Source organism: Sinorhizobium sp. 6-70, from assembly GCF_030124375.1.
In the GTDB taxonomy this organism is placed as follows: domain Bacteria; phylum Pseudomonadota; class Alphaproteobacteria; order Rhizobiales; family Rhizobiaceae; genus Sinorhizobium.
In genome coordinates, this window is record NZ_JASKLS010000003.1 from 333,033 (window position 1) to 355,326 (window position 22,294).

Here is a 22,294-nt window from a genome sequence, read left to right on the forward strand (position 1 = left end):
TCCGCCTGTGCGCCTCTCCCTGCTTCCGCCGATGTTTTCGACGGCGTCGTTCAAGTCTTTTTCGATTTCCGAATGTATTCGACCAATGCGCGGAGCTTCAGCGGCTGCCGGTGGCGCGTGGGGTAATAGAGATAGAAGCCGGCGAAGGGCGGACAGTAGGCTTCGAGCAGCGGCACGAGTTCGCCGCGCTCGATATAGGGCTGGAACGTCTCCGTCATCCCGAAGGTGATGCCCGCACCGGCCGTGGCCAGACGGATCATCATTCCCATGTCGTTGGTTGTGACGGCAGGATCCACTGAGACATCGAAATCTCGACCATTTTCCGTGAATTCCCAGCGGTAGGGCGCCGCGTCCGGACGCGGCCGCCAGCCGATGCAGACATGCGTCGAGAGATCGCGCGGATGGCTGGGGGTCCCGTGCCGTTCGATATATTCGGGGGAGGCGACAGCGCATTGTCGTTGTTCCGCCGATACCGCCAGCGCGATCATGTCCTGTTCGATGACTTCACCAAGGCGCACGCCGGCATCGAAACCGGCCTCGACAATGTCGAACTCTTCGTCCGTGATCGTCAGGTCCAGCCTCACTTTCGGAAAGGCCTCGATAAAACCCGCGAGCAGCCTGCCGGACAGGAAGCTCTCGGCGATCGAGGAAACGGCAATCCGCAAGCGCCCGGTCGGATTGGCCTCAACATCCCGTACCGTCTGTACCGCAGCGCTTACCTGGGCGGCCGATAAACGCACGCTCTCGTAAAAAAGCTCGCCTGCTTCCGTCAGCCTAACGCTGCGCGTCGTGCGCTGCACGAGAGCGACGCCAATGCGATCTTCCAGGCGCTGAAGTGCCTGGCTCACCGCCGAGCGGGTGACGCCAAGCCGCTCGCTCGCGACGCGGAAGTTGCGCGCTTCGGCGATCGCCAGAAACACCGAAATGCCTTCGAAATCATCGACCATGGGTTAGAAACTCTAACCAATGCATCCGGGATTGGCAACTCGATCGCGACAGGACGGGCGCATACTCTGCGATGGTCACCAGACCTTCATGAGAGGAAGCATGTCCACGACCTTTTCCAAGAACCTGGCGCTCGGTCCGGCCATCACCTTGCTTGCGACCTGCGCATCGGCGAGTTCAGCCTCCGGTGAAGACCGGATCCACGATCCGTCGCCGCATCAACACGCGAAGCAGGTGGCAATGGCATCGCATCCTTATGTCGGGATGTGGGTAACGGACGACGGATATGTCCGGCACGAGCTCCTCGCCAACGGGCGCTACGATGAAGCCCGTGGCACCCGCAAGAGCGCCTACCAGGGGCGCTACGAGGTGTCCGGCAAGCATATCGAATATTGGGACGATACCGGCTTCACCGCCGACGGCGATTTTGTGGACGAGAATACGCTCCACCACGGCGGCATGATCCTTCGCCGCCGATAGCCGCGGACACCGCGAAGGGCCGGACACCAGGCGCAATGCTGATTTCGCGCGGAGTCGAGCCCTTTCAAACAGGAACCCCCTCGCATCGCGAGGTCAATATGAAACGGAGCTAGAGATGTCGGATATTCAAGGCAAAGTCATCGCGATCACAGGAGCCAGCAGCGGTATCGGCGAGGCCACGGCGCGTGTTCTCGCAGTTGCGGGAGCCCATGTGCTGATCGGCGCGCGGCGGGCGGACCGACTGGAGCGTCTCGCTGACGAGATCGCTGCTGCCGGCGGCTCCGTCCGCATGAGAAGGCTGGACGTGACCAGCCGAACGGAGGTTGAGGCCTTTTCGCGTCATGCCCGGTCGGAGTTCGGCCGCCTTGACGTCATCGTCAACAACGCGGGCGTCATGCCGTTGTCGCCGATGGCCGCGCTCAAGGTCGACGAGTGGGATCGCATGGTCGATGTCAACATCAAGGGCGTCCTCTACGGCATTGTAGCGGCGCTACCGATCATGAGCGAGCAGGGGAGCGGGCAGATCGTCAATCTCTCATCGATCGGCGGTCACAGCGTTTCGCCGACCGCGGCCGTCTATTGCGCTACCAAGTTCGCCGTCTGCGCCATTTCCGATGGCTTGCGGCAGGAGACCGACAAAATCCGTGTCACAGTGATCTCGCCCGGCACGACGACATCCGAACTTGCCGACACGATTACCGATCCGACGGCCCGCGATGCGATGAAGGCCTGGCGCGCGATCACGATCAGTCCCGAGGCGGTCGCCAACGCGATCCTTTACGCGGTGAGCCAACCAGAAGACGTCGATGTCAGCGAGATCATCATCCGACCGACGGCAAGCCCCCACTGAACGCGGCGTATCGGGCAGTCCGCCGATGTCACGGGCAGCCCGCCACCGCCGTTCCCGTGCCCCGAACTGACAGTCGTTCGACCGCGGACAAATCTACGGCATTAGGGAGCAAAAACCGGTTGGTGCCTAATAACGGATCGATCCCTATTTGCGCTATCGCAACGACTTTTGCCTGCTCAACGGGCAAAAGCATTATTGCAAACTGAGGTTGAAAGGGGGTCACGATGAGCAAGATCCGTAAAGTTGGCAGGGGTCTTCTGGGTCGCACATTCGCCGCTATCGGTGCCGCAAATGCTATAGCCAGCGCGATTGAAGACAATCGCCGTCCCGATGATCGCGATCTAAGGACATTGGGTATCGACCCTGTGACTTTTCCGCAATTTACCCGCTAAGGCGTCCCTGCAAGATCGCGCTGTGTACCGCTGCCAGGTCGTGTCAATGCGTGGGATTCCAATCTACACGGGCCGCACACCGGCCAGAGTTGCCTGGTTTCTGGCCTGACCATTTGACTGCAAGCTCAAAGCGAAGGTCGCGAGCGCGATCAACGAGAACAGAGATTTGGATACCAGGCTCACCAGAAATGTCGCCCGATAGGCAGGTTCGATCAGGATGCTCGTCTCAAGCAGAATATAAATCACGATGAATATTGCCGCGAAACAATAAAGGGGAAGCCTGAGGCCTTCGGATCTTTCTTCGTTCTCGATAACACAATCCGTTATTACGCAGATGCCGACGCCATACATTGCCGGAATAAGAGAGCAGATTGCGTAATACCCCGTCAGCACAAGAATTCCTCCTTGGCCGATCTGCAAAAGCGCAGTCACGCTGTCATATCTCCACTGATACAAAATTACCCAAATGATGGCTGTGGCGAAGGCACAAGTCATTGCGGCGAAGACGATACCGCCATACTGGGAAAGCGGGAAATTCCGGATATCCGAGAAGGCTGTCCACGCACCCTGGTCGATCTTGTGGGTTCGTATGACAAGAGCGCAGATCCCGGCCGCGAGGAAGCTTGTAAAGAGTGATGCCGAGGTGAAGAAAGCCTCTTCGAACGGACCCACTGTCGAAGGGCCGGGCAAGAAAACAGCATGTATTTTATGGTATGCGGTTAGCAGGATCACGCAGCCGAGAAATGCAGTAAAGGTCGACAACAAGGCTGCGTTATTCCATGGCCGAGGCTTGCTGCGGCTTTTCCGCACGAGCAACAGCAGTTCTCTAAGCACCACGTCCAGGGGCCGAGCGCCTCGGTCCGGATGCAGATAGGCCTTCATCACTCTCGTGTCATTGAGAGCAATGATCGCAAAGAGCGCACTCAGTCTGCGGTTGGATATGCCGATTTCGGTTGCTTTCGCGCGCCACAGATCCGCAAGCGTCAGGTAGGACCGAATGTCCTCTTGCTCCAGCGACGCGAAAGTCGACCCTGGACCAGCGAGAATTTCGGCGGAAATGGATTGAATTCTTTGTGAATCGCCGTCCTTGATCGGAGCTTCTGGCGACGTGTTGCTTCTTTCAATTATGTATCTCACGACGGGGGAAGATAAGGTCTTTGAAACAAGTTCCTTTACTTCCTGCTTTAGGCTTTCGGACCTGGGCCTCAAAACGTCCAAGACATCGCGGTATTTGTCGAATTCGCCCGCCGACCAAATGTCCTGGCCGTTGATCGTCCATCTGGCAAACAGTTCCGCTCCCACTGTCCGCCTTGCGACTTTGTCAGCCTCTTCACGCGAACAGCCAGCATAAAGTACGAGGCTTTGAATCTTGCGAAACCGTTGCAGGTCCGGCTCATAGCGGGGATCCCTTCCCACATACGCCTCGATCTCGCTCTGGGAGAGCTTGGTGACGCGCTCGAAAAACTCATCGGGGATGTTGGATACGCTATGGGCCATGCTGCGCAGGGCAAGCTCGATTTGGGCGAACAATGGAGTGGACGGGATAACGCCTATGACAATGAGGGCCGCGCCAAGCGGCCATGCCGGTCCCTCAAAACCGTCGAGCGTTCCATCGGCGAGGACCCGTATGATCGGCTGTGATGCGCACATGAAGAAATAGAGGATTTCGAGAGACACCGTGTAGATGAGGTAGGCCTTGCGGAATACGCTCTTGCCGACGATTGCCGGCAGCGAAAGCAGACGCACGAAGTCGAATTCCTCGCCTCTTGGCGGTGTTATCAGGGACTCAACCCGCTTTCTTGAATGAAAGGCGATCGTCAAAGCCCCGAATAGGAATGTCAGGCTTGTTGGGTCACGCAACCAGTCAACCAACGCGCCCATGGTGTGCATCCCTCAGCATCGATTGATTTGCGGATTACATTGCGCGTTCGCGTCCCACGATGCGGCCGGAGCCAGCCCGCATGCTATCGTGGTCGCCAAAAGTAGGGTCAGGAGGAATTTCTTTCGCATGGCCAGCTCCACTAATAAATCCTGCGGCAGCTTTCAGGCGAGAAATGGTCGAGATTCGATATCAAGTCGCCTAGGAAAGCATAATCGCCTTCGATACGGACGCTGTTTGTAAATGTTATATGATACCGCGCATCGATCGCCGGACATGTTACATTTGTTACACCATGATTTTTGCGGATGGTGTGAATCCAAGTCTTTATTGTCCGCGATGCCAGCTTGCGAAACGGCGAGCCGATAACGGTCCTTCCAGTGATCTGATGAGGTGGAACGGCTCCCTCACGGGGGAGCCGTCTGGCCGAGTTCCATCTTCGCCCTCGGTCCTCTCGGCGACCTGGTCAAAATGATCAGATCGCAAAGGGTGTCTGCGCATCGTAAATCGGGTTCCTCGGTCCGACCTGCCAGTGGTTGGGGGTCTGATCGGGTGGCAATTTCATCATGATGGCCCGGTGGAAGGCGGCGTAGTCGCGGGTGAAGCGACCATGGTTCCAGGTGGAGATCAACGCGGCGGTGAAGGCGCCATTGCCGATGCCGTCAAGCGAGACCTGATTGTCCTGGCATCCGGAAATCAGGCGAACGCTGCACGAGATCGGAGACGCGATCTCGCGGGTCAGATTGCGTCCGTCGCCAAGCGAGATGGAGGCGCCGAGCCGCGCATAGAAGTCGCGGTTCTGGCGGAACGTCCGCGTGGCGACATCGATGGGCATCGCGCGCGGTATTTCCGCAGCAACTGTGTGGCCGTTCGTCAGTGCATGCCCGTTGGCGACGGTGGCACGCACCACGGTGCCGCTGTGGCAGCTGTCCGAAACCACCAGCACGCGGACGCCCGACCTGAATTCGGACCAGAGGCCATAGAGCTCGTCATCTACAAGCTGGCCGTCATAGAGGCACCAGGTTTCGTCCGTGGAATCGTCTTCATCGTTGTTGAAATCCGGAAGCTGCCCGCCGTGGCCCGAGTAGCTGATCAGGAAGATATCACCCTCCTTGAGATCCCTCGCGGCTCTTTTGACCTCGCTGATGACGTTTTGGCGCGTCGCCTCCTTGGTGAGCAGTGACTTGGTCTCGTATCCGAGGCCCTCTGCGATTTCCTGCATGTCGCTCGCGTCGAATTCACAGGCGCGCAGCGGTCCGTCCCAGCCCGCATAGTGAGCGGCGCTGACCATATTCAGGCCAATGTGGAGCGACATTCCTGACGGCCCGTCGGTTGCCCGCGAACTCGTCGCAGCCGTACGGGAAGGCGTTTCGAGGGCCGCTGTCGCGGCGGACGGCGCCTTGGCTCTTCCGGCGCGTGCCTTGCTCGCTTTATGTTCGACGTCACGTGCCTTTGAGGCGAACTGTTCGATCAGGGCCGCAAATTTCTGCGCCACCTTGGCATAGCCGTGGTCTGTCGGATGCAACTCGTCGAACCACTCCGTTGCGCCCACTATGTTGCGGCAATTGATGTAGTTGAGCCGCGCCGATGAGCTCTGCAGCAGCAACAGGCGTTCATTGAAGCGATCGATCATGACACGCGCGATCGCCCGCTGGAAATGCGGATCCTTGATCCCTCGCGATTCCATCGGCTTGCCGAGCCATCTTCCCTTTGCCGGGATCGTGTAGTCGTAACCATGGCAAAGGATATGCACCTTCGGAAAGGCCTTGGCGACCTGCCGAACGAGCTTGCCGTACATGCCGATCGCATCGTCCAGCATGGTCTCGAACGAGGGCCTGAGATGCGCCTCGGGTGGCAAGGCAGGGTCGAAATCGAAGAGATGAGCGGCGAGGTTGCCGCCCGCCACGACATCATTGCCGCCGCCGCTGAACAGGAAGATGGATGCTCCCGTGTTTTCGATCGCATCCATGTATTCGGCTTGTCTCAGCATGTTCGACAATGTGTCGCCAGCGGCGTCCAGGCTGAAGATTGCATAGCGCTTCATCAACTGGTCGATGACATCCATTAGACGGAAGGGATACTGAAACCAGCTGTCGCCCTCAGAGACGATGATCGGCCCCTTGTAGTCTCCGCTGCCGATGCGATTGTGGAAGGCGGCCTGACGGCGAAGGCGCGAGATGAAGTTCGCGCTGTTCAGTAGTGCGGCGCTGCGGGCCCGCCCTTCCGACGTCGCGGGCACGGTGACCAACTCGCGATTGATCTCGAGCACGGGGTTGAATGGGCCCGACTTCTCGTCGTCGACCAGAAAGTATTTTTGAAGCTCCTGCTCACTCAGGCCGGGATCAGCAAGCTTCCTGTTCAGTTCTTCCAAAGATATTTTGCTGCCTGACGTCATAACGCGTCCTCCCTCTTTGCCGGTCGGAGACATCCGACACTGGCGCGATGCGGTTGAGTATCTGGCCGATGAAGTCGGTCTTCAGCTGAAGATCTTCCTGTTGGAGCAATTCTCCGAGACGGGGCGGGATCGAGATTTCGTTGATCCGGATTTTCGAGAAGGCGGGATGATCTCTCCAGATCTCGTCGATCCGAGTCTTGCGAAGCGACTTGCCGATGAAGACCGGCGGCGGGCTGCTCGAGCGATCGGAGAAAGCCTTCTCTATGAGGTCGAGTATGGACTTCGAGTACATACCGACGGTCAGCCTTCCATCTGTAGCGGAATCAGGGACGTGGAGCGCCACAGCCGACGCATTGGTTCGGTCTGTGGGCGGTAGCGCCGAGATCAGTTGCGTGAAGCCGTCAGCAAAGTCCTTTGCGTCAATGGTCGGCGTGATGAAGTCGAGACTGGCGAGACGGCTGGCGAGCAGACGGAACGACGCGACGCGGTCACGTCTCCATCTCTCAATGAGGTCGCGGAAGAGAAGGACGCCAGCGCCGTCGCAAAGGATGTGCAAGGAATATTGATCCAGCCGCAACAGGCACTCCAGGACATGATCGACCGGACCATTGCTTGCTGCTGACTTCCGGCTGGCCGACTCGACGTCGCGCCAGAACGACCGGCCGATCCCATGTGTAATGTCCTCGATCAGGCGGTCCAGCCGCTCGCTGCGGACATCGATCTGCTTGGTGGCTTCGGTGAAAAGACCGGAGAGGACGGCGGTGGTCTGGTCGATGAAGTCGTTGCACCAAACGATCGTCAGCGGGTAGAGACCATGCTGTTTTATCGCATTCTTTTCTCGGGCGATCTGCTGGGCGGTCTGACCGAGCCCCAGCAAACTGCCGCCGAACCGCAGGAGAATTCCGCGGTAGCCACGATTGGCCGGGCCGTTCTCCGGCGTCCAGACTGGTGCGACGGGCTCATCGTCGTGGCCGTCCCGGCTGAGGAACCTGACGGTTTCGTCGAATGTCTTGGCGGAATATGGGTAGGGCGCCCTTTTGACTTCTTCACCGTCGTCGAGGTGGATGAGGTGGCCCAACACCTCGTAACCCGGGACACCAGCAACCCGGGCAGGCTTGCGAGCAAAAAAGATGCCCTGGTTTCCGATTGAGAGGTCGAAGGCGCCGGGGGTGGAAACGCCCAGCCGAAGTACCCAGCCATCGAAGATGTTGTCGGCCCAGTCCTGATAGGACCAGTGGCCCAATCCGTTGCAGCCGAGATAGCTGCCCCATTCCGTCCCCCACGAATTCAGCACGAGAAAGCCCGTGCTGTCGTAGCCGACGACGACAAAGGCATGGCCGCCTCCGTCTCCGGTCGACTGTATGATCTTGCCTTCATTCGCGCGCACGGCTTCGATATTCCAGCCGGTGTGGGTCGCGGCGGAAACAAGGACGGGTCCAACTTCGTTCAGGGCCGCGTGATAATCGTTGAGGCTCGGACGCAGGCGATAATAGGCGCCGAGCGACACTTCGCGTGCCGCCTTGGCACGCCTGACGTTCAGCGTCCCGCAGGGATTGCCTGGTTCGTACTTCCAGAGATCGTCGGAGCAAACGCCATGGTGGTAGAAGCCTTTGATGACCTCCCTAAGGGAAAGGCCCTCATCGCCGTCAGCTGATTCGCGCAGTCGAGCCATCTCGTAAAGCATGCGAGCGCTGACCGGCACGTTGGCAGCTGCATCCTGGCAACTGAGCATTCTCTGGAGATCGATGAGACTGGCGAGCGCCTGGGCGCTGCACGTGCCCTCCACGCCCTGATTTCTCGGCAGCCAGTACAGAGGCTCGGCGCTTTTCAGCGCATCAAGAACGAGTTCTGACGGCGACAGCGCCGGGAGGAGAGGGCGAAGGTTCGGCGTGTAGATCTGATCGCGCAAATCAGTTGGATCGCGCGGAACATTGCGTACCGTCTCCTGCCGCTCGCGAGAAAAAACCTGCATGGTCATAGGCGCCAAAAGCCAGAATGGGTTTCTGATTGGCTGACGCCCGGCATGCAAAGCTGGGCGTCATCTTCATGAACTAGGCGGCGCGCGGCTCCGCTTCCTCCCCTTCGAGATGCTGGGCGTCCGGTTCGACAAGCTGCCGGCGGCGAGACAAGTCGTCGGAGTTCGAAAGGGCGAAGTAAACGTCCGCGATCAGTTCGGATATCTTGGAGGGATCGAGCTTGTTGTTGCTCACGAACCCGGTCACGATCTCGGCGGTCATCTGCAAGATCGGATCCGGTTGCGCCCCGTCGTTGTCCATGGCTCCGACGGGGGATAATGGAGCCCTGGGTGTCTCCATGAATTCCGAACCGTCGTCGTAATGGGCTGCGGCGATCGGGATCGCCGAACGCGTGCCGATCCCTTGCACGAGCTCTGGCGCAAAAGCAGTCTCCAGCCCGCCTCTGACGGGCACAACGAGCCGGAAGGCTCCAAGAAACCTTGCGTGATACCGCGCAATCGCTTCTGCAATCCCTGGTTCGTACCCGTTGATGATGGCGCGCGCTCCGACAGGGTCGTTTACGTTGTGCTTGAAGTACCGCGCCAAACTGTGCCGGCCGCGGCTGTCGGCTCGAAACCAACCTTCCCCCATGCCGGCAAACATGATGGCGGCTGCATAGTCCGGCCGCAGAGCCAGATCGGGGTTGTCGGCGAGATTTTCGCCGACATGGTCGCCGGCGCGTCGATAGTTGTCCCGCCAGGTCAACTGGACATATCCACGCCCGTAGTAGGGATAATAGCGAAGGTTGCGCCGTCGCCAGGCTTCGGAGAGCCAATAGGCCTCCTTCACCGGCGTCATCTGCCGGGCCGTTTCATGGAACGTCGTGGCAAGCATATAAGCCAGCCAGCGCGGGTCGCCGTCTGGAAGTCTCAGCTCCCACTCGTCGAGTATGGCCGACATCCCGCCTACTTGACCTTGAGTCAGCCGGCCACCGAACATGGGCCGAACCTGATTGAAGAAGAATGTGCGATCGAATGGCATTCGTGCCTCCTATGTTCAAGGCTCACCTGAGAGAACAGGACATCGGTGATTGGAATCCGAATGCGTTGAGCGTTGCGCCCAATGTTTCGCGGTTAATGACAAAGGCGGCCGAGGTTGGATGAAGACCGGGATTGTTTCCCTGGAGCCGGTCCGAGTAGGCGATGATATGGCCTTGGGAAGAGATGATGCTGTCGGCTTTCCCTCCCAGCACCCGCTATATGCACACACCGACATATCTTTGGTGCGTGTATTTAGGTGAACGTTTCGCATGATGACCACCCCAAAAGTGTTGTTTCGCCTTGTTCCAAGTGGTCGCGAGTTCTCTCCCCGCGCCATGGACGTCCATGCGTGTTCGATTGTCCGGGTCTAAGCATCGAAAAATCAGCGGGTGGGCGCGGGAGAAATACGGCGCGGCTGAAAACGAGCGCAGATCTACAACAAACGTTGTGCGCAACGTTGTTCGGCTTCCCGGGTCCTAACCAAGCTTCAAGAAATTACGAACTATATGCCGTTGACTGTCGTGACGCTCGGTGTCTACCCGGCAAACGCATTGCCCAACTCCTGTCAGCGGCACTCCCATCAGCATAAATCATCATACCGCGTTGACGCGCTGACGCTTGTTACATGTGTAACATCGCTGCCGACTGGGGTTGGCGCAGTTTTCACCGGAACCGTAGCTTCCACAGAGGCTCGAATTTGATTTGCACCCGCGATCTCAGGGGCTCGCCCAATCAGCTCCTGACGACGCGAGTCAACTCCGATCGTCATGAAGTTTTGTGCCGCGGCCATCTGCTATCGCTGCGGAATTTGCAATTAGTCCCCAAGAGGTCGACGGTTCTGTTGAGTTGAGACGAGAAGCCGCACTCACATGACCGTTTGCCCGGCCATGTCCTTGGTCAGCAATTCCTTGTCCTCGCGAACCTGCTTTGCCGTCTCGGCTGCCATGTCCGAGCCGATCTCCGCAATGCGTGCCGCCTCGTCCGAATAGTCGAGAACTGCGTTCTGCCAGAAGCTGCAATAGAGATCGAAGGTTTCGTTGAGATGCTCCGGCGAGAGCAAGTCCTCGAGTAGCTTCAGGTCCTGTTCGCGCCGGCTCTTCAGGAAATTCAGCATCTCGACCTGGTAACGCAGCGTCATCCTCAAGGCCTCCGCCTGGAAGCGTCCCATCGAGAGAAGGTATTTCGCACCATCGGCCATCGCCGGCCAGCCTGGCGACGGAGAATTGGTCATAGGGGTTGCGATCATGCTGGGCATCGACACGACTCCTCGGTCTCGGGCTCGTCATTTGTCCAGTCGGCAAAGCGGCCTCCCGAACGGTCCGCCGCACTGCCAAAGAGCGTAGAAGGGACTTTTACCGAGCCGTCAGTCTACGTCGAAACGCACGGCGTTTCGAAGAAAAGTTAAGCCGAGGAGTTCTTTCGATCCTTGATCCGCATCAACCAGCGCCCATGGCGCGGGACGGATGCCCGCACGCGGCCGGCCACAAAGGCTTTTATGAGCCCCAGGGGTCGTGCGCCACACCCAGGCTGCGTCGGAATTCGCGGGCAAGCTCAAGAGGAGGTCGTCGCTGGCGCCTGTTCCTTGCTGAACGGTAAGGCTAGTCGCGGCTCGCCAGGCTGGCCCCTGCAGCCGCCCAGCGATGCCACTCGTTCTCGCTACCGTGGAACACGTTGAGGTCAATCCTGCCGTCCACGCCGTGCGAGAGGCCAGAGCCGGAATATTGCCAGAAGAGCCATTTCCGTCCCGGATAGACCTTGGACGGGTGAGCGGCCACCGAGCGCAGCCAGAATGGATGGTTCGGGAAGGCGCCCTTCAGGTTGTCGCGATAGAAATCCGGCGCAGTGTAGATGATCGGCCGTTGGCCGTAGTGCCTTTCCAGCTTGTCCATGAAGACCTGCATCTTTTCCAGGACACGTTCGCGCGAGGGGCGCCTCTTGCAGCTCGACTCGCCGTTCCACTCGACGTCGATGACCGGCGGCAGTGCGCCGGCTTCCCTCGGCACGTTACGCATGAACCAGTCGGCCTGTTCGCCGGCGGTTCGGCACCAGTAAAAGAAGTGATAGGCGCCGCGTTTGAGCCCGGCTTCCTTGGCCCTGCGCCAGTTCTTCTTGAACATCGGATCGAGATGGTCGCCGCCATCCGTCGCCTTGATGTAGGCGAAGTTCGCGCCCTGCGTCCGCAACTTCGCCCAGTTGATCTCGCCCTGCCAGCGCGAAACGTCGACGCCGTGCACGGCAAGCTTCCTCGGCGAGCGGGAGCCGAAATTGATCGGTTTGGCGTCGCGGAAGCGATGACTGTAGATTTGCCCGCGCGTTGACGGCGCCTCCTCGATCGCCGGGTTTTCCGGCGTGAGCAGGGCGATAGGTCTTTCCGAAGGGACGGGCATGCCGGCAGTTCTGGCCACCGGCACGAACGCCTGCGGCTCTGGAACAGACCCCGCCCAGGCGAGCATTTCCTGCGGCGGCGCCGCTTGCGAAGCAGCCGCGCCGACATTCGCGACAGGCATGGGCTTGAGCGACTGGGCAACGGAGCTCGTCGTTTCCCGTGACGGTTGCTGAGCGGCAACCCTTTCCCGATTGGAACTGAATCCGCAGCCCGACAAAACGAGGCCGGCAAGGAGGAGCACTGGCACAGCTGAGAAACGCATAGGAACCCGTACGCAAGACTTTCGGTGACAGCGGAACAGCCGTCGAACCCACTGACGGGAATTGCTAACGGAAAATTACCAAGAAAGACTGAATCCGATCTTTACCGCCGTCGGATTTCTTTGCGATCGAGAGGCGGCCGCAGAAGCCGCTGCCGCGAAACGGGTGTGGAACCGGGACGCGAGTTGTTTGCTCCAGCGCAATGATCTTCAAATATCGCGCGCATAAAAGGTGAGAAAACAACTCATAAATAAGAGCCGATTGGCTCACTTCCCGGGAAGGAAAATCACGCATGTGCTTCAAATTGCTTCCGCTCGCATCGGTCGGCATCCTCGTCACGGGCGTCTCGTTGGCGTCCGCGGCGGAATGCCGGATCGGCGATCCGTTGTTGCGTCACGGTATGGAGATCGCAGCCGTCTACCTTCAGCCGATCGAAATGGATCCTCCCGGCGTGATGATCCCGGCAGCCGAAGCCGATATCCATCTGGAGGCGGACGTTCACGCCGCAGCCGATAACAAGAACGGCTTTGTGGAAGGGGACTGGTTGCCCAACCTCCACGTCGAGTATCGGTTGACCAAAGCCGACACCGGCGAGGAGACAGCAGGTTCCTTCATGCCCATGGTCGCGAGCGACGGGCCTCACTATGGCGACAACGTCAAGCTCATGGGGCCGGGCAAATACAGACTGGAGCTGACCATCCACTCGGAATCGCATGACGAGACGGCCCATTTCGGTCGTCACGTGGATAAGGAAACAGGGGTCGCGCCATGGCCCGAGGCATTTAGCGTCGAATATGAATTCACCTACGCCGGCGTGGGGAAAAAGGGCGGCTACTAGAGCGCCGTGCGTTCAAATGAACGCACAAAGGACGCTCTAGGACCTGTCCCACGGCATGAACGGGGCGGCCGATCTTGACGGCCGATCTTGACGATGGACGCCGCGCCCTACAGCCGGAGGCCGCGGCAATGCGGCCTCTTCGCACCCCGCCACAGCGATACCCGGACCTATCATGGCGCCAATTCTCCAAACCTTCTTGCCATGCGCGGGACTTAAGGTCTCGCTCGAAGAAACGCAGGCTGACCGGGCGAAGCGGCGGGCCGTCGCATGACCGTGACTGTGCTTTTGTCGCGTCCACAACGTGATGTCTGGCAGCGCATCGGCGACTGGCTGGCGCGGTACCAAAGGCAGGTCCGCTGGCTTCAATGGAGCGTCGTTTCGGTCTATGCGGTGCTGCTCGTCGTGCCGGCGTTCTTGCCGATGCCGGGCAACGCCGCGCATATCTGGGACGATTTCACCCGCTTCGCGCAGTTTGCGTTCTGGGGCATATGGTGGCCGATGGTCCTGCTTGCGACGGCGCTTGTCGGGCGCGTGTGGTGCGGGCTTCTTTGCCCCGAGGGGGCGATTTCCGAATTCAGCAGCCGACACGGACGGGGAGGTGGTATCCCGCGCTGGGTCAAATGGAACGGATGGCCGACGGTCGCCTTTGCCGGCACGACGCTCTACGGCCAGATGGTCAGCGTCTATCAGTATCCGAAACCGGCGTTGCTGGTGCTCGGCGGGTCGACGCTGGCGGCCGCTGTCGTGGGTTATCTCTACGGCAAGGAAAAGCGCGTGTGGTGCCGCTATCTATGCCCGGTCGGCGGCGTGTTTGGCCTGCTCGCCAAGCTGGCGCCGCTCCATTTCCGCGTCGATGCCGAGATTTGGCGGGAGACACAACGCGCAGGGTTGAAACCGGGCGCCGTCAACTGTGCGCCTCTGGTGCCGCTAAAGACCATGCGGGGCGCAAGTGATTGCCATATGTGCGGCCGGTGCAGCGGATTCCGCGGGGCGATCCGGCTCGCGCGGCGGTCGCCCCTTCATGAGATCGTGCATGTGGCGGGGAAACATCCGAACCCGTGGGAAACGGTGCTAATCGTCTTCGGGCTGATGGGTGTTGCTTTCGGCGCCTTCCATTGGAGCGTGAGCCCCTGGTTCAACGCGGCAAAACAATGGGTTGCCGAATGGCTTGTCGAGTGCGGCGTGCTGTGGCCGCTGGAGGTTTCCCCGCCCTGGTGGGTACTCACGAACTATCCCGAGAGAAACGACGTATTGTCTCTGCTCGATGGGGCGATCCTCGTTCTCTACGTGCTCACGACGGCGCTCGCCGTCGGGCTCGCGATCACGCTGCTGCTTTCGCTTGCCACACTGTGCCTTGGTCGCTGGAACGCGGCGCGGTTTCATCATCTCGCGCAAACCCTCATCCCGCTCGCGGCCGCCGGCGTCTTCCTCGGACTGTCCGCGCTGTCGGTCACCCAGCTTCGCATGGATGGGATCGATCTGCCGTGGGTCGATGAAGCGCGCGGAGCGATGCTCTTCCTCGCAAGCGGCTGGTCCGGTGTGCTCTGCTGGCGCGTCACAGGGCTTTATTGCAAGCCGCCAGGGCGCCGCATGATGGCGCTTGCGAGCATTGGGCTTGCGGTTGCGATCGCCACTTCGGGCTGGTTCCTGTTTTTCTGGGGCTGGTAACGGGTGCCGCTTTCCGGCGTCAAGACGGCCGTACTCTCGCTTGCAAACCGCGCATATCCGGCTATCTGCCGCGGGGCAAGGGACTGAACAATGCCAGCGCGGGATGAGGAAAAGTGTGTACGGTTTTCCGCCCGCATCCCGCGCTAGCGCATTAGAATCGATCACGTTTATGATTTAGGTCGATCGGACGTAAAATCACCGTGATCTAGCGCTGGCCGTGGCCGGCCAGCAGCCCGAACCAGGATGTTCTAAGCGCGCTCTTCCCAGATTCTGGCGAGCTCGACGAGCGTGTTGACGCTTCTCTCCATGTCCTGCCGGCTGATCCATTCGAGCGGTGAATGGAAGGCATGGCCACCGGCGAAGATGTTGGCGCAGGGCAGGCCCATATAGGAGAGCCTCGAACCATCGGTGCCGCCCCGGATGCTGCCGCGCACCGGTGTCATGCCGGCGCGCCGGATCGCCTCCACGGCGTTCTCGACGATCTGCGGATGGCGATCGAGGATCGCCTTCATGTTGCGGTACTGCTCCTTCACCTCGAACGCGTAGCTCGAACGGGGAAACTCCGCCATGACGCGTTTCACGATGTCCTCGAGCATCTTCTCCTTGACGGCAAGACCGGCTTCATCGAAGTCGCGGACAATGAAGCCAAGGGTGGCTTTTTCCATCGATCCGGTCACGCCGATCGGATGGATGAAGCCGTCCCGGCCTGCGGTCGTCTCCGGTGCAATGTCCTTCGGCAAGCGGTCGATGATCGCGCCCGCGATCTTGATGGCGTTTTCCATCTTGCCTTTGGCGAAGCCTGGATGGATGGCGACGCCCTGAATGGTGATGTCGACGCCGTTGGCCGAGAAGGTTTCGTCCTCGATATGGCCGGCCGTTTCACCGTCCACGGTATAGCCGAACGCGGCTCCGAGCTTCTTGAGGTCGGCCTTGTCGACGCCGCGGCCGACTTCTTCGTCCGGCGTGAAAAGAAGCTTGATCGTGCCGTGCTTGATGTCCGGATTGTCGACGAGGACTTGCGCCGCCGTCATGATTTCGGCGAGGCCGGCTTTGTCGTCGGCACCGAGCAGCGTCGTGCCGTCGGTGGTGATGATGTCGTTGCCGATCTGATTGCCAAGCTCGGGATGGTCGCTGACGCGAATGACCTGCTGGGGATCGCCGGGAAGCCGGATGTCGCCGCCGGCATAGTTTCGCACCACCTGCGGCTTGACGTTGGTGCCGGTGAAATCGGGCGCGGTATCCATGTGCGAGCAGAAGCAGATCACGGGCACCGACTTGTCGACATTCGACGGGATCGTCGCATAGACGTAGCCGTGCTCATCGAGATGCGCATCGGCAAGCCCGATCGCCAACAATTCCTCGACCAATATCCGGCCAAGATTCTTCTGCTTTTCAGTCGAGGGCTGCGTCGACGACTTGGGATCCGATTGGGTGTCGATGACGACATAGCGGAGGAAGCGATCGGTAACGGTGTCGGTCATGGCAGCTCCAATCTGTTCATCAGCGTTGGCATCGCTATAGCCTTCGCCGGCCTTTCCGTGAATGCATTTTTTACCGGACCGGGATTCGCGTCCCTCTTTGTGCCGCGGAGAGCTAAACCTCATGCCCCCCAGATGACGGATTGCTCGTGCCGCTTGATGAGATGCTTGAGGTTTTCGAACCCTGTGCGCACATGCCGGGCGAATTGGTCGACTGCGGGCGTGCGCGGGGCATCCGAGCGTTTGAGCAGTCCCAGTGCGCGCTCAGGATGCGGAATTGAGATAGGTAGCGCGGTGATGGATTTCTCGTTCCTGAGCGCAAAGACGACGCTGTGGGGCAGGATCGTCAATGCATCCGCCGCCTTCATATAGTTGACGACGCTCATCAATGAACCGCCGGAATAGCGGATCTTGATCTCGGTCGCACCGAACGAGAGAAGCATGCTGCGCAGGTCGGCAAGCAGCGGGCTGCCGGGCGGCGGTGCGATCCATGGAAAGTCGAGCAAGTGCGCAGGTTGCGGCTTCCGCTTCATCAACAGCGGATGCGTCACCCGGCATGCGACCACGTTGCGCCCCGGCAATATCTGTTGGAACTCAAGCCCCGATCCTTCGTCGAGAATATCGATAGGACAGATGGCAAGGTCGATCTGGTCCGCCTTGAGCGCCGCGCGAAGGTCGGGAAAGTAGCCGTAGCTCTGGTCGACGCGGACATCGGGATAAAGGTTCTGGAATTCCGCGATCATGCCGGCAATTAGCCCGTCCATGAAGAAAGGCGTGCCTCCGAGCCGCACGACGCCGCTGTGGCCGACGCGGAAGCTCTCGACCGTATCGGACGCCTTGCGCGATGCCGACAGCATGATCTGGCCATGGTCGGCCAAAGCGCGCCCGAGCGGCGTCGGCTGCAAAGGCCTGCGGCCCTTGATGAAGAGCGGTTCACCGACGCGTCGTTCCAGCAAGGAAAGCGTGCGTGAGACAGCTGGCTGCGACAACCCGAGCAGGGCCGCCCCCTCGGTCACGCCGCCGGCCTTTACGACCGCGGCGAGCTGGATCAGATGGCGCTCATCGAACTTCATAACAATCGGTTATACTAGTTGGAAATAAAATCATCAACGCACTCCTCGTCCTGGATTAGCTTGCGGGTACCAGCCGATGCTTTGGAGGAGAGTATGTCGTCGCGGCCACTGGCGTTGAATTTCAGCGAGGCAAACTCGTCCGAGATCTTCGCGCAACGACTTCCGCAATCGAACGACAAGCTGTTGCCGCAGATGCTGGCAGCGGTTGTCACGCACCTTCATCAGCTTATCAGAGAGCTGCGGCCGACCCCTGCGGATTGGCGCAATGTCATAGCCTTTCTAACGGACGTCGGACATGCCTCGGACGAGCGCCGCCAGGAATGGGTGCTGCTTTCCGATCTCATCGGCGCCTCGGCTCTTGTCGAGGAAATCAATTCGCGTCGGCCGACGGGCGCGACCCCGAATACGGTTCGCGGACCGTTCTTTCGTGCCGATGCGCCCGAGTTGCCTTCGGGCAGCAACATTTCTTTGGACGGCATTGGAGAAACGCTCGAGGTGTTCGGATTCGTCCGGGACCTGGATGGTCATCCCATCGCGGGCGCAGAGGTCATCACCTGGCAGGCCAATGCCGAAGGCTTTTACGAGAACCAGCAGCCCGATCTTCAGCCGGAATTCAATCTGCGCGGCATTTTCAGGACGGACGAGGCAGGCGCGTTTTGCTACAGGACGGTCAAGCCGTGCGGCTATCGTGTCCCGGATGACGGTCCTGTCGGCAAGCTTTTGCGCCAGGCCGGCTATCCGCTGTGCCGCCCCGCCCACCTTCATTTCATCGTCAGCGCGCCCGGCTTCGAGACGATCACGACACATGTCTACGACGGCAGCGACCCCCATCTCGGCGAGGATGCGATCTTCGGGGTCAAGGAGGCGCTGGTTCGCGAGTTCAAGCCGCTGGACGGGAAGGGCGCGCCAGCCTGGCGTCTCGATTTCACCTTCGTAATGGCGCGCAAAAGGCAAGGAGCGGACGCATGAACCGCAATTTCGTCTATAGCAGCAGCCCTGCTCATATCATCTTCGGCGAAGGAAAGGGTGCTGCCGCCGGGGAATGGGTGGAGAAAATCGGCTGCAAGAAAGCACTCGTGCTCTCGACCCCGCAGCAGCAAGCCGACGCCGAAGCGCTGGCCGAACGCCTCGGGCCGCTTTCTGCCGGGGTTTTTGCGGGCGCCGTCATGCATACGCCGGTCGACGTGACCGAAAAGGCGATGGAGGTCGTTGCAAGAACCGGCGCCGATTGCATCGTTTCACTCGGCGGCGGCTCGACCACCGGTCTCGGCAAGGCGATTGCCTACCGCATAGACCTGCCGCAGATCGTCATTCCGACGACCTATGCGGGCTCGGAGGTGACGCCGATCCTCGGCCAGACCGAGGGCGGCCGCAAGACGACCGTGCGTCATCCGAGCATCCTGCCCGAAGTCGTGATCTACGATCCGGCACTAACGCTGGGGCTCCCTGTCGGCATGAGCGTCAACAGCGGCCTGAACGCCATGGCGCACGCGGTCGAGGCGCTTTACGCGCAGGATCGAAACCCGATCTCCACTCTGATGGCGATCGAGGGGCTCCGCGCCTTCAGGACGAGCCTGCCGAAAATAGCCAAGTCCCCGCGGGACATGGCCGTGCGGGCCGACGCGCTTTATGGCGCCTGGCTTTGCGGCACCGTGCTTGGCACCGTCGGCATGGCACTGCACCACAAGATCTGTCACACGCTCGGCGGCACTTTCGATACGCCACATGCCGAAACGCACGCGATCATGCTGCCGCATACCGCCGGCTACAACGCCGCCGCGGTCCCGGAACTGTTGGCTCCGATCGCCGAGATCTTCGGCGGTTCGGTCGGCGGCGGTCTTTGGGAGTTCGCCAACGAGATCGGCGCGCCGCTGGCGTTGAAGGATCTGGGCCTAGGCGAGCCCGATCTCGATCGTGCCGCGCAGATCGCGACGGAAAATCCCTATTGGAATCCGCGGCCGGTCGATCGGCGATCCATCCGTGACCTGCTGCAGGATGCCTGGGAGGGCAAGCGGCCGGCACGCTGAAGCGCTCGTCGAAAACGCTCTTTGGGAGGAGAGGGAAATGGGAGGAAAGATGTTTACCAGGCGTGATTTTTTGAAGACCACGGCGGCGACGGGGGCGTTTGCCGTCACGTCCGGCCTCACAATGCCGGCGATCGCACAGAGCGCGCCGATCAAGCTTGGCTATGTCAGCCCGCAGACCGGGCCGCTTGCCGCCTTTGGCGAGGCCGACAAGTTCGTCATCGACAGCTTCCTGGCGGCGACCAAGACGATGGGCCTCAACTACGAGGTCGTCGTCAAGGACAGTCAGTCTAACCCGAACCGCGCGGCAGAGGTCGCCAAGGAACTGATCGTAACCGACGAGGTCAACCTCGTGCTGGTGGCGTCCACGCCGGAAACGACCAATCCGGTCGCGACCATCTGCGAAGCGGAGGAAATGCCCTGCATTTCGACGGTTTCTCCCTGGCAACCGTGGTTCATCGGCCAACAGGGCAATCCGGGCGACCCGACGTCCTGGAAGCCCTTCGACTATGCCTATCATTTCTTCTGGGGGCTCGAAGACGTCATTGCCGTCTTCACCAACATGTGGTCGCAAATCGAGACCAACAAGCAGGTGGCTGGTCTCTTTCCCAATGACGGCGACGGCAATGCCTGGGGCGACAAGACGGTCGGCTTCCCGCCCGTCCTGGACAAGATGGGCTACGCGCTCACTGATCCCGGCCGTTATCAGAACATGACAGACGACTTCTCGGCGCAGATCAACGCCTTCAAGTCCGGTCAGTGCGAGATCGTCACCGGCGTCGTCATCCCCCCGGATTTCACGACCTTCTGGAACCAGGCCAAGCAGCAGGGTTTCGCGCCGAAGATCGCGTCGATCGGCAAGGCACTCCTGTTCCCGCAGGCGGTCGAAGCGCTCGGCAATGCCGGACACAATCTTTCGTCGGAAGTCTGGTGGACGCCCAGCCATCCGTTCAAGTCGTCGTTGACCGGCGAAAGTTCGGCTGAAGTCGCCGCCAGCTTCACCAAGGCCACCAACCGGCCCTGGACGCAACCGATCGGCTTCGCCCACGCGCTTTTCGAACTGGCGGTCGACGTGATGAAGCGGACGGCCGACCCAACCGACGGCGATGCCGTCGCGGAAGCGATCGCCGCCACAAGGCTCAATACTCTCGTTGGGCCGATTGCCTGGGACGGAAAGAACCTGCCTCCCTTCGCCGCGAAGAACGTTGCGAAGACGCCGCTCGTCGGCGGCCAGTGGCGGCTTAAGGACGGCGGCGGCTACGACCTCATCATTACCGACAACAAGACGGCGCCGAACATTCCCGTCGGCGGCAAGATGGAGCCGATCGCCTGATCTACAGCCGCTAACCCTTTGAATCGATATCGATCGAGACGGGATAACGCCCTGCCGCCGCGTGGGACGGCAGGAGGGGACTTTGTTCACGGGAGGAACGTGAATGGCAATTCTCAGACTGGAAGAGGTGTCGAAGAAGTTCGGTGCTTTGACGGTCGCCGAGCAGATCTCCTTTGCGGTCGGCGAGGGAGAAGCGCTCGGCATCATCGGGCCGAACGGCGCGGGAAAATCCACGCTCTTCAACCTCATCACCGGCAACATCGCGCCGGACAGCGGAACGGTCCACTTCTGCGGCGCGGACGTGACCCGCGTCCCACCGATGGTGCGCTGCCTCTCGGGAATGGGGCGGACATTCCAGATACCGCAGCCGTTCGAGCAACTGACCGTCTTCGAGAACCTGCTTGTCGCCGGTTCCTTCGGGACGCGGCGACAGGAAGCGGAGGTTTCCGACCGCTGCGCAGGAATCCTTGTCGACACCGGGCTGATCGACAAGGCCAACGTGCTGGCCGGCGGCTTGACGCTCTTGCAGCGCAAGCGGCTGGAATTGGCTCGAGCGCTCGCCACCGAACCGAAGCTCCTGCTCCTCGACGAGATCGCCGGCGGCTTGGCCGAGGGCGAATACCGCTCGCTGGTGGCCACCATTCGCGCCATCCATGCCAAAGGCGTTGCCGTGATCTGGATCGAACACGTGCTACACGCGCTGAACTCCGTCGTCGAACGCCTTCTGGTGCTGCATTTCGGCAGGGTGATTGGCATCGGCAAGCCGGATGAAATCATGGCCTCGCGCGAGGTGCGCGAAATCTACCTGGGGATCGAGATCTGATGGCGCTGATCGAAACCAAGGGGCTGACGGCCTTCTACGGCGATTTCCAGGCGCTTTTCGGCATCGACATCGCTGTCGAAGCGGGCGAGACGATCGCCATCATTGGTGCGAATGGGGCCGGCAAGACGACGCTGATGCGCTCGATTTCCGGCGTTCTTGCCAATGAACCGGGGGCTATCCTCCACAACAACACACCGATTGGCGCCCTCCCTGCGCCCGATGTCCTTGCCCGAGGTATCGCCATGGTGCCGGAAGGACGCAAGCTCTTTCCGTCGCTGACTGTCGAGGAAAACCTGCTGGTGGGCGCTTACGGCCGCAAGGCTCAGGGGCAATGGACGCTGGATAGCCTCTATGCGCTCTTTCCGGTGCTCAAGGAACGGCGCAGGAGTCCGGCGATGGCGCTCTCCGGCGGCCAGCAGCAAATGGTGGCGATCGGCCGGGCGCTGATGTCAAACCCGAGCGTGCTGCTCTGCGA

19 protein-coding genes are annotated in these 22,294 nt (G+C 60.4%); 10 read left to right on the top strand and 9 right to left on the bottom strand.

Annotation, left to right across the window (positions count from 1 at the left end):
• Positions 1-50: 50 nt before the first annotated feature.
• A complete protein-coding gene (locus tag QN222_RS08710; RefSeq protein ID WP_283961503.1) occupies positions 51-947 on the bottom strand; it encodes a LysR family transcriptional regulator in 897 nt (298 codons plus the stop codon).
• Between the two features lie 100 nt (positions 948-1,047).
• Here QN222_RS08710 and QN222_RS08715 point away from each other — a divergent pair, with 100 nt between their 5' ends.
• The 3 genes from QN222_RS08715 to QN222_RS08725 all read left to right on the top strand — a co-directional run bounded on the left by QN222_RS08715 (position 1,048) and on the right by QN222_RS08725 (position 2,667).
• Positions 1,048-1,425, top strand: coding sequence for an Atu4866 domain-containing protein (locus tag QN222_RS08715; RefSeq protein ID WP_283961502.1), 378 nt, complete (start codon positions 1,048-1,050; stop codon positions 1,423-1,425).
• A gap of 115 nt (positions 1,426-1,540) precedes the next feature.
• Complete coding sequence (locus QN222_RS08720; protein WP_283961501.1) at positions 1,541-2,275, top strand: SDR family oxidoreductase; 735 nt, start codon at positions 1,541-1,543, stop codon at positions 2,273-2,275.
• Positions 2,276-2,499: 224 nt separating this feature from the next.
• On the top strand, positions 2,500-2,667 hold the full coding sequence (locus QN222_RS08725; RefSeq protein ID WP_283961500.1) for a hypothetical protein: 168 nt from the start codon (positions 2,500-2,502) through the stop codon (positions 2,665-2,667).
• 63 nt (positions 2,668-2,730) lie between these two features.
• Here the strand turns inward: QN222_RS08725 and QN222_RS08730 are convergent, their stop codons facing one another.
• From QN222_RS08730 to QN222_RS08755, 6 genes are all read right to left on the bottom strand, one after another.
• On the bottom strand, positions 2,731-4,548 hold the full coding sequence (locus QN222_RS08730; protein ID WP_283961499.1) for a hypothetical protein: 1,818 nt from the start codon (positions 4,546-4,548) through the stop codon (positions 2,731-2,733).
• A gap of 473 nt (positions 4,549-5,021) precedes the next feature.
• Entirely contained in the window at positions 5,022-6,941 is a 1,920-nt protein-coding gene (locus tag QN222_RS08735; RefSeq protein WP_283961498.1) for a caspase family protein, read from the bottom strand.
• Positions 6,889-8,913 (bottom strand): C1 family peptidase, encoded by a 2,025-nt coding sequence (locus QN222_RS08740; protein WP_283961497.1) that lies wholly within the window; start codon positions 8,911-8,913, stop codon positions 6,889-6,891. The genes QN222_RS08735 and QN222_RS08740 overlap by 53 nt, the downstream gene beginning before the upstream one ends.
• A gap of 79 nt (positions 8,914-8,992) precedes the next feature.
• Complete coding sequence (locus tag QN222_RS08745; protein ID WP_283961496.1) at positions 8,993-9,937, bottom strand: glycoside hydrolase family 19 protein; 945 nt, start codon at positions 9,935-9,937, stop codon at positions 8,993-8,995.
• Between the two features lie 864 nt (positions 9,938-10,801).
• The gene (locus QN222_RS08750) at positions 10,802-11,191 is read right to left on the bottom strand and encodes a hypothetical protein (protein WP_283961495.1); all 390 of its coding nucleotides are present in this window, start codon (positions 11,189-11,191) and stop codon (positions 10,802-10,804) included.
• A 343-nt stretch (positions 11,192-11,534) separates the two neighbouring features.
• Positions 11,535-12,584 carry a GH25 family lysozyme gene (locus tag QN222_RS08755; protein ID WP_283961494.1) on the bottom strand — a complete coding sequence of 350 codons (1,050 nt, stop codon included), beginning with the start codon at positions 12,582-12,584 and terminating at the stop codon, positions 11,535-11,537.
• Between the two features lie 290 nt (positions 12,585-12,874).
• On the opposite strand from QN222_RS08755, the gene QN222_RS08760 reads away from it, so the two are divergent.
• Complete coding sequence (locus QN222_RS08760; protein ID WP_283961493.1) at positions 12,875-13,420, top strand: iron transporter; 546 nt, start codon at positions 12,875-12,877, stop codon at positions 13,418-13,420.
• A gap of 267 nt (positions 13,421-13,687) precedes the next feature.
• Positions 13,688-15,088, top strand: a complete 1,401-nt coding sequence (locus tag QN222_RS08765; RefSeq protein ID WP_283961492.1) for a 4Fe-4S binding protein — start codon at positions 13,688-13,690, stop codon at positions 15,086-15,088.
• Between the two features lie 248 nt (positions 15,089-15,336).
• Here the strand turns inward: QN222_RS08765 and pepT are convergent, their stop codons facing one another.
• Together pepT and QN222_RS08775 are read right to left on the bottom strand one after the other, a co-directional pair.
• Positions 15,337-16,569, bottom strand: coding sequence for a peptidase T (pepT, locus tag QN222_RS08770; RefSeq protein WP_283961491.1), 1,233 nt, complete (start codon positions 16,567-16,569; stop codon positions 15,337-15,339).
• A 119-nt stretch (positions 16,570-16,688) separates the two neighbouring features.
• On the bottom strand, positions 16,689-17,639 hold the full coding sequence (locus QN222_RS08775; RefSeq protein WP_283961490.1) for a LysR family transcriptional regulator: 951 nt from the start codon (positions 17,637-17,639) through the stop codon (positions 16,689-16,691).
• 93 nt (positions 17,640-17,732) lie between these two features.
• On the opposite strand from QN222_RS08775, the gene QN222_RS08780 reads away from it, so the two are divergent.
• From QN222_RS08780 to QN222_RS08800, 5 genes are all read left to right on the top strand, one after another.
• Positions 17,733-18,608, top strand: coding sequence for a dioxygenase (locus QN222_RS08780; RefSeq protein ID WP_283961489.1), 876 nt, complete (start codon positions 17,733-17,735; stop codon positions 18,606-18,608).
• A complete protein-coding gene (locus tag QN222_RS08785) occupies positions 18,605-19,666 on the top strand; it encodes a maleylacetate reductase (RefSeq protein WP_283961488.1) in 1,062 nt (353 codons plus the stop codon). The genes QN222_RS08780 and QN222_RS08785 overlap by 4 nt, the downstream gene beginning before the upstream one ends.
• A gap of 49 nt (positions 19,667-19,715) precedes the next feature.
• Complete coding sequence (locus QN222_RS08790) at positions 19,716-20,996, top strand: ABC transporter substrate-binding protein (RefSeq protein ID WP_284005391.1); 1,281 nt, start codon at positions 19,716-19,718, stop codon at positions 20,994-20,996.
• 103 nt (positions 20,997-21,099) lie between these two features.
• A complete protein-coding gene (locus QN222_RS08795; RefSeq protein WP_283961487.1) occupies positions 21,100-21,819 on the top strand; it encodes an ABC transporter ATP-binding protein in 720 nt (239 codons plus the stop codon).
• A partial coding sequence (locus QN222_RS08800; protein ID WP_284005368.1) for an ABC transporter ATP-binding protein occupies positions 21,819-22,294 on the top strand: 476 nt, incomplete at its 3' end. The genes QN222_RS08795 and QN222_RS08800, both read left to right, overlap by 1 nt.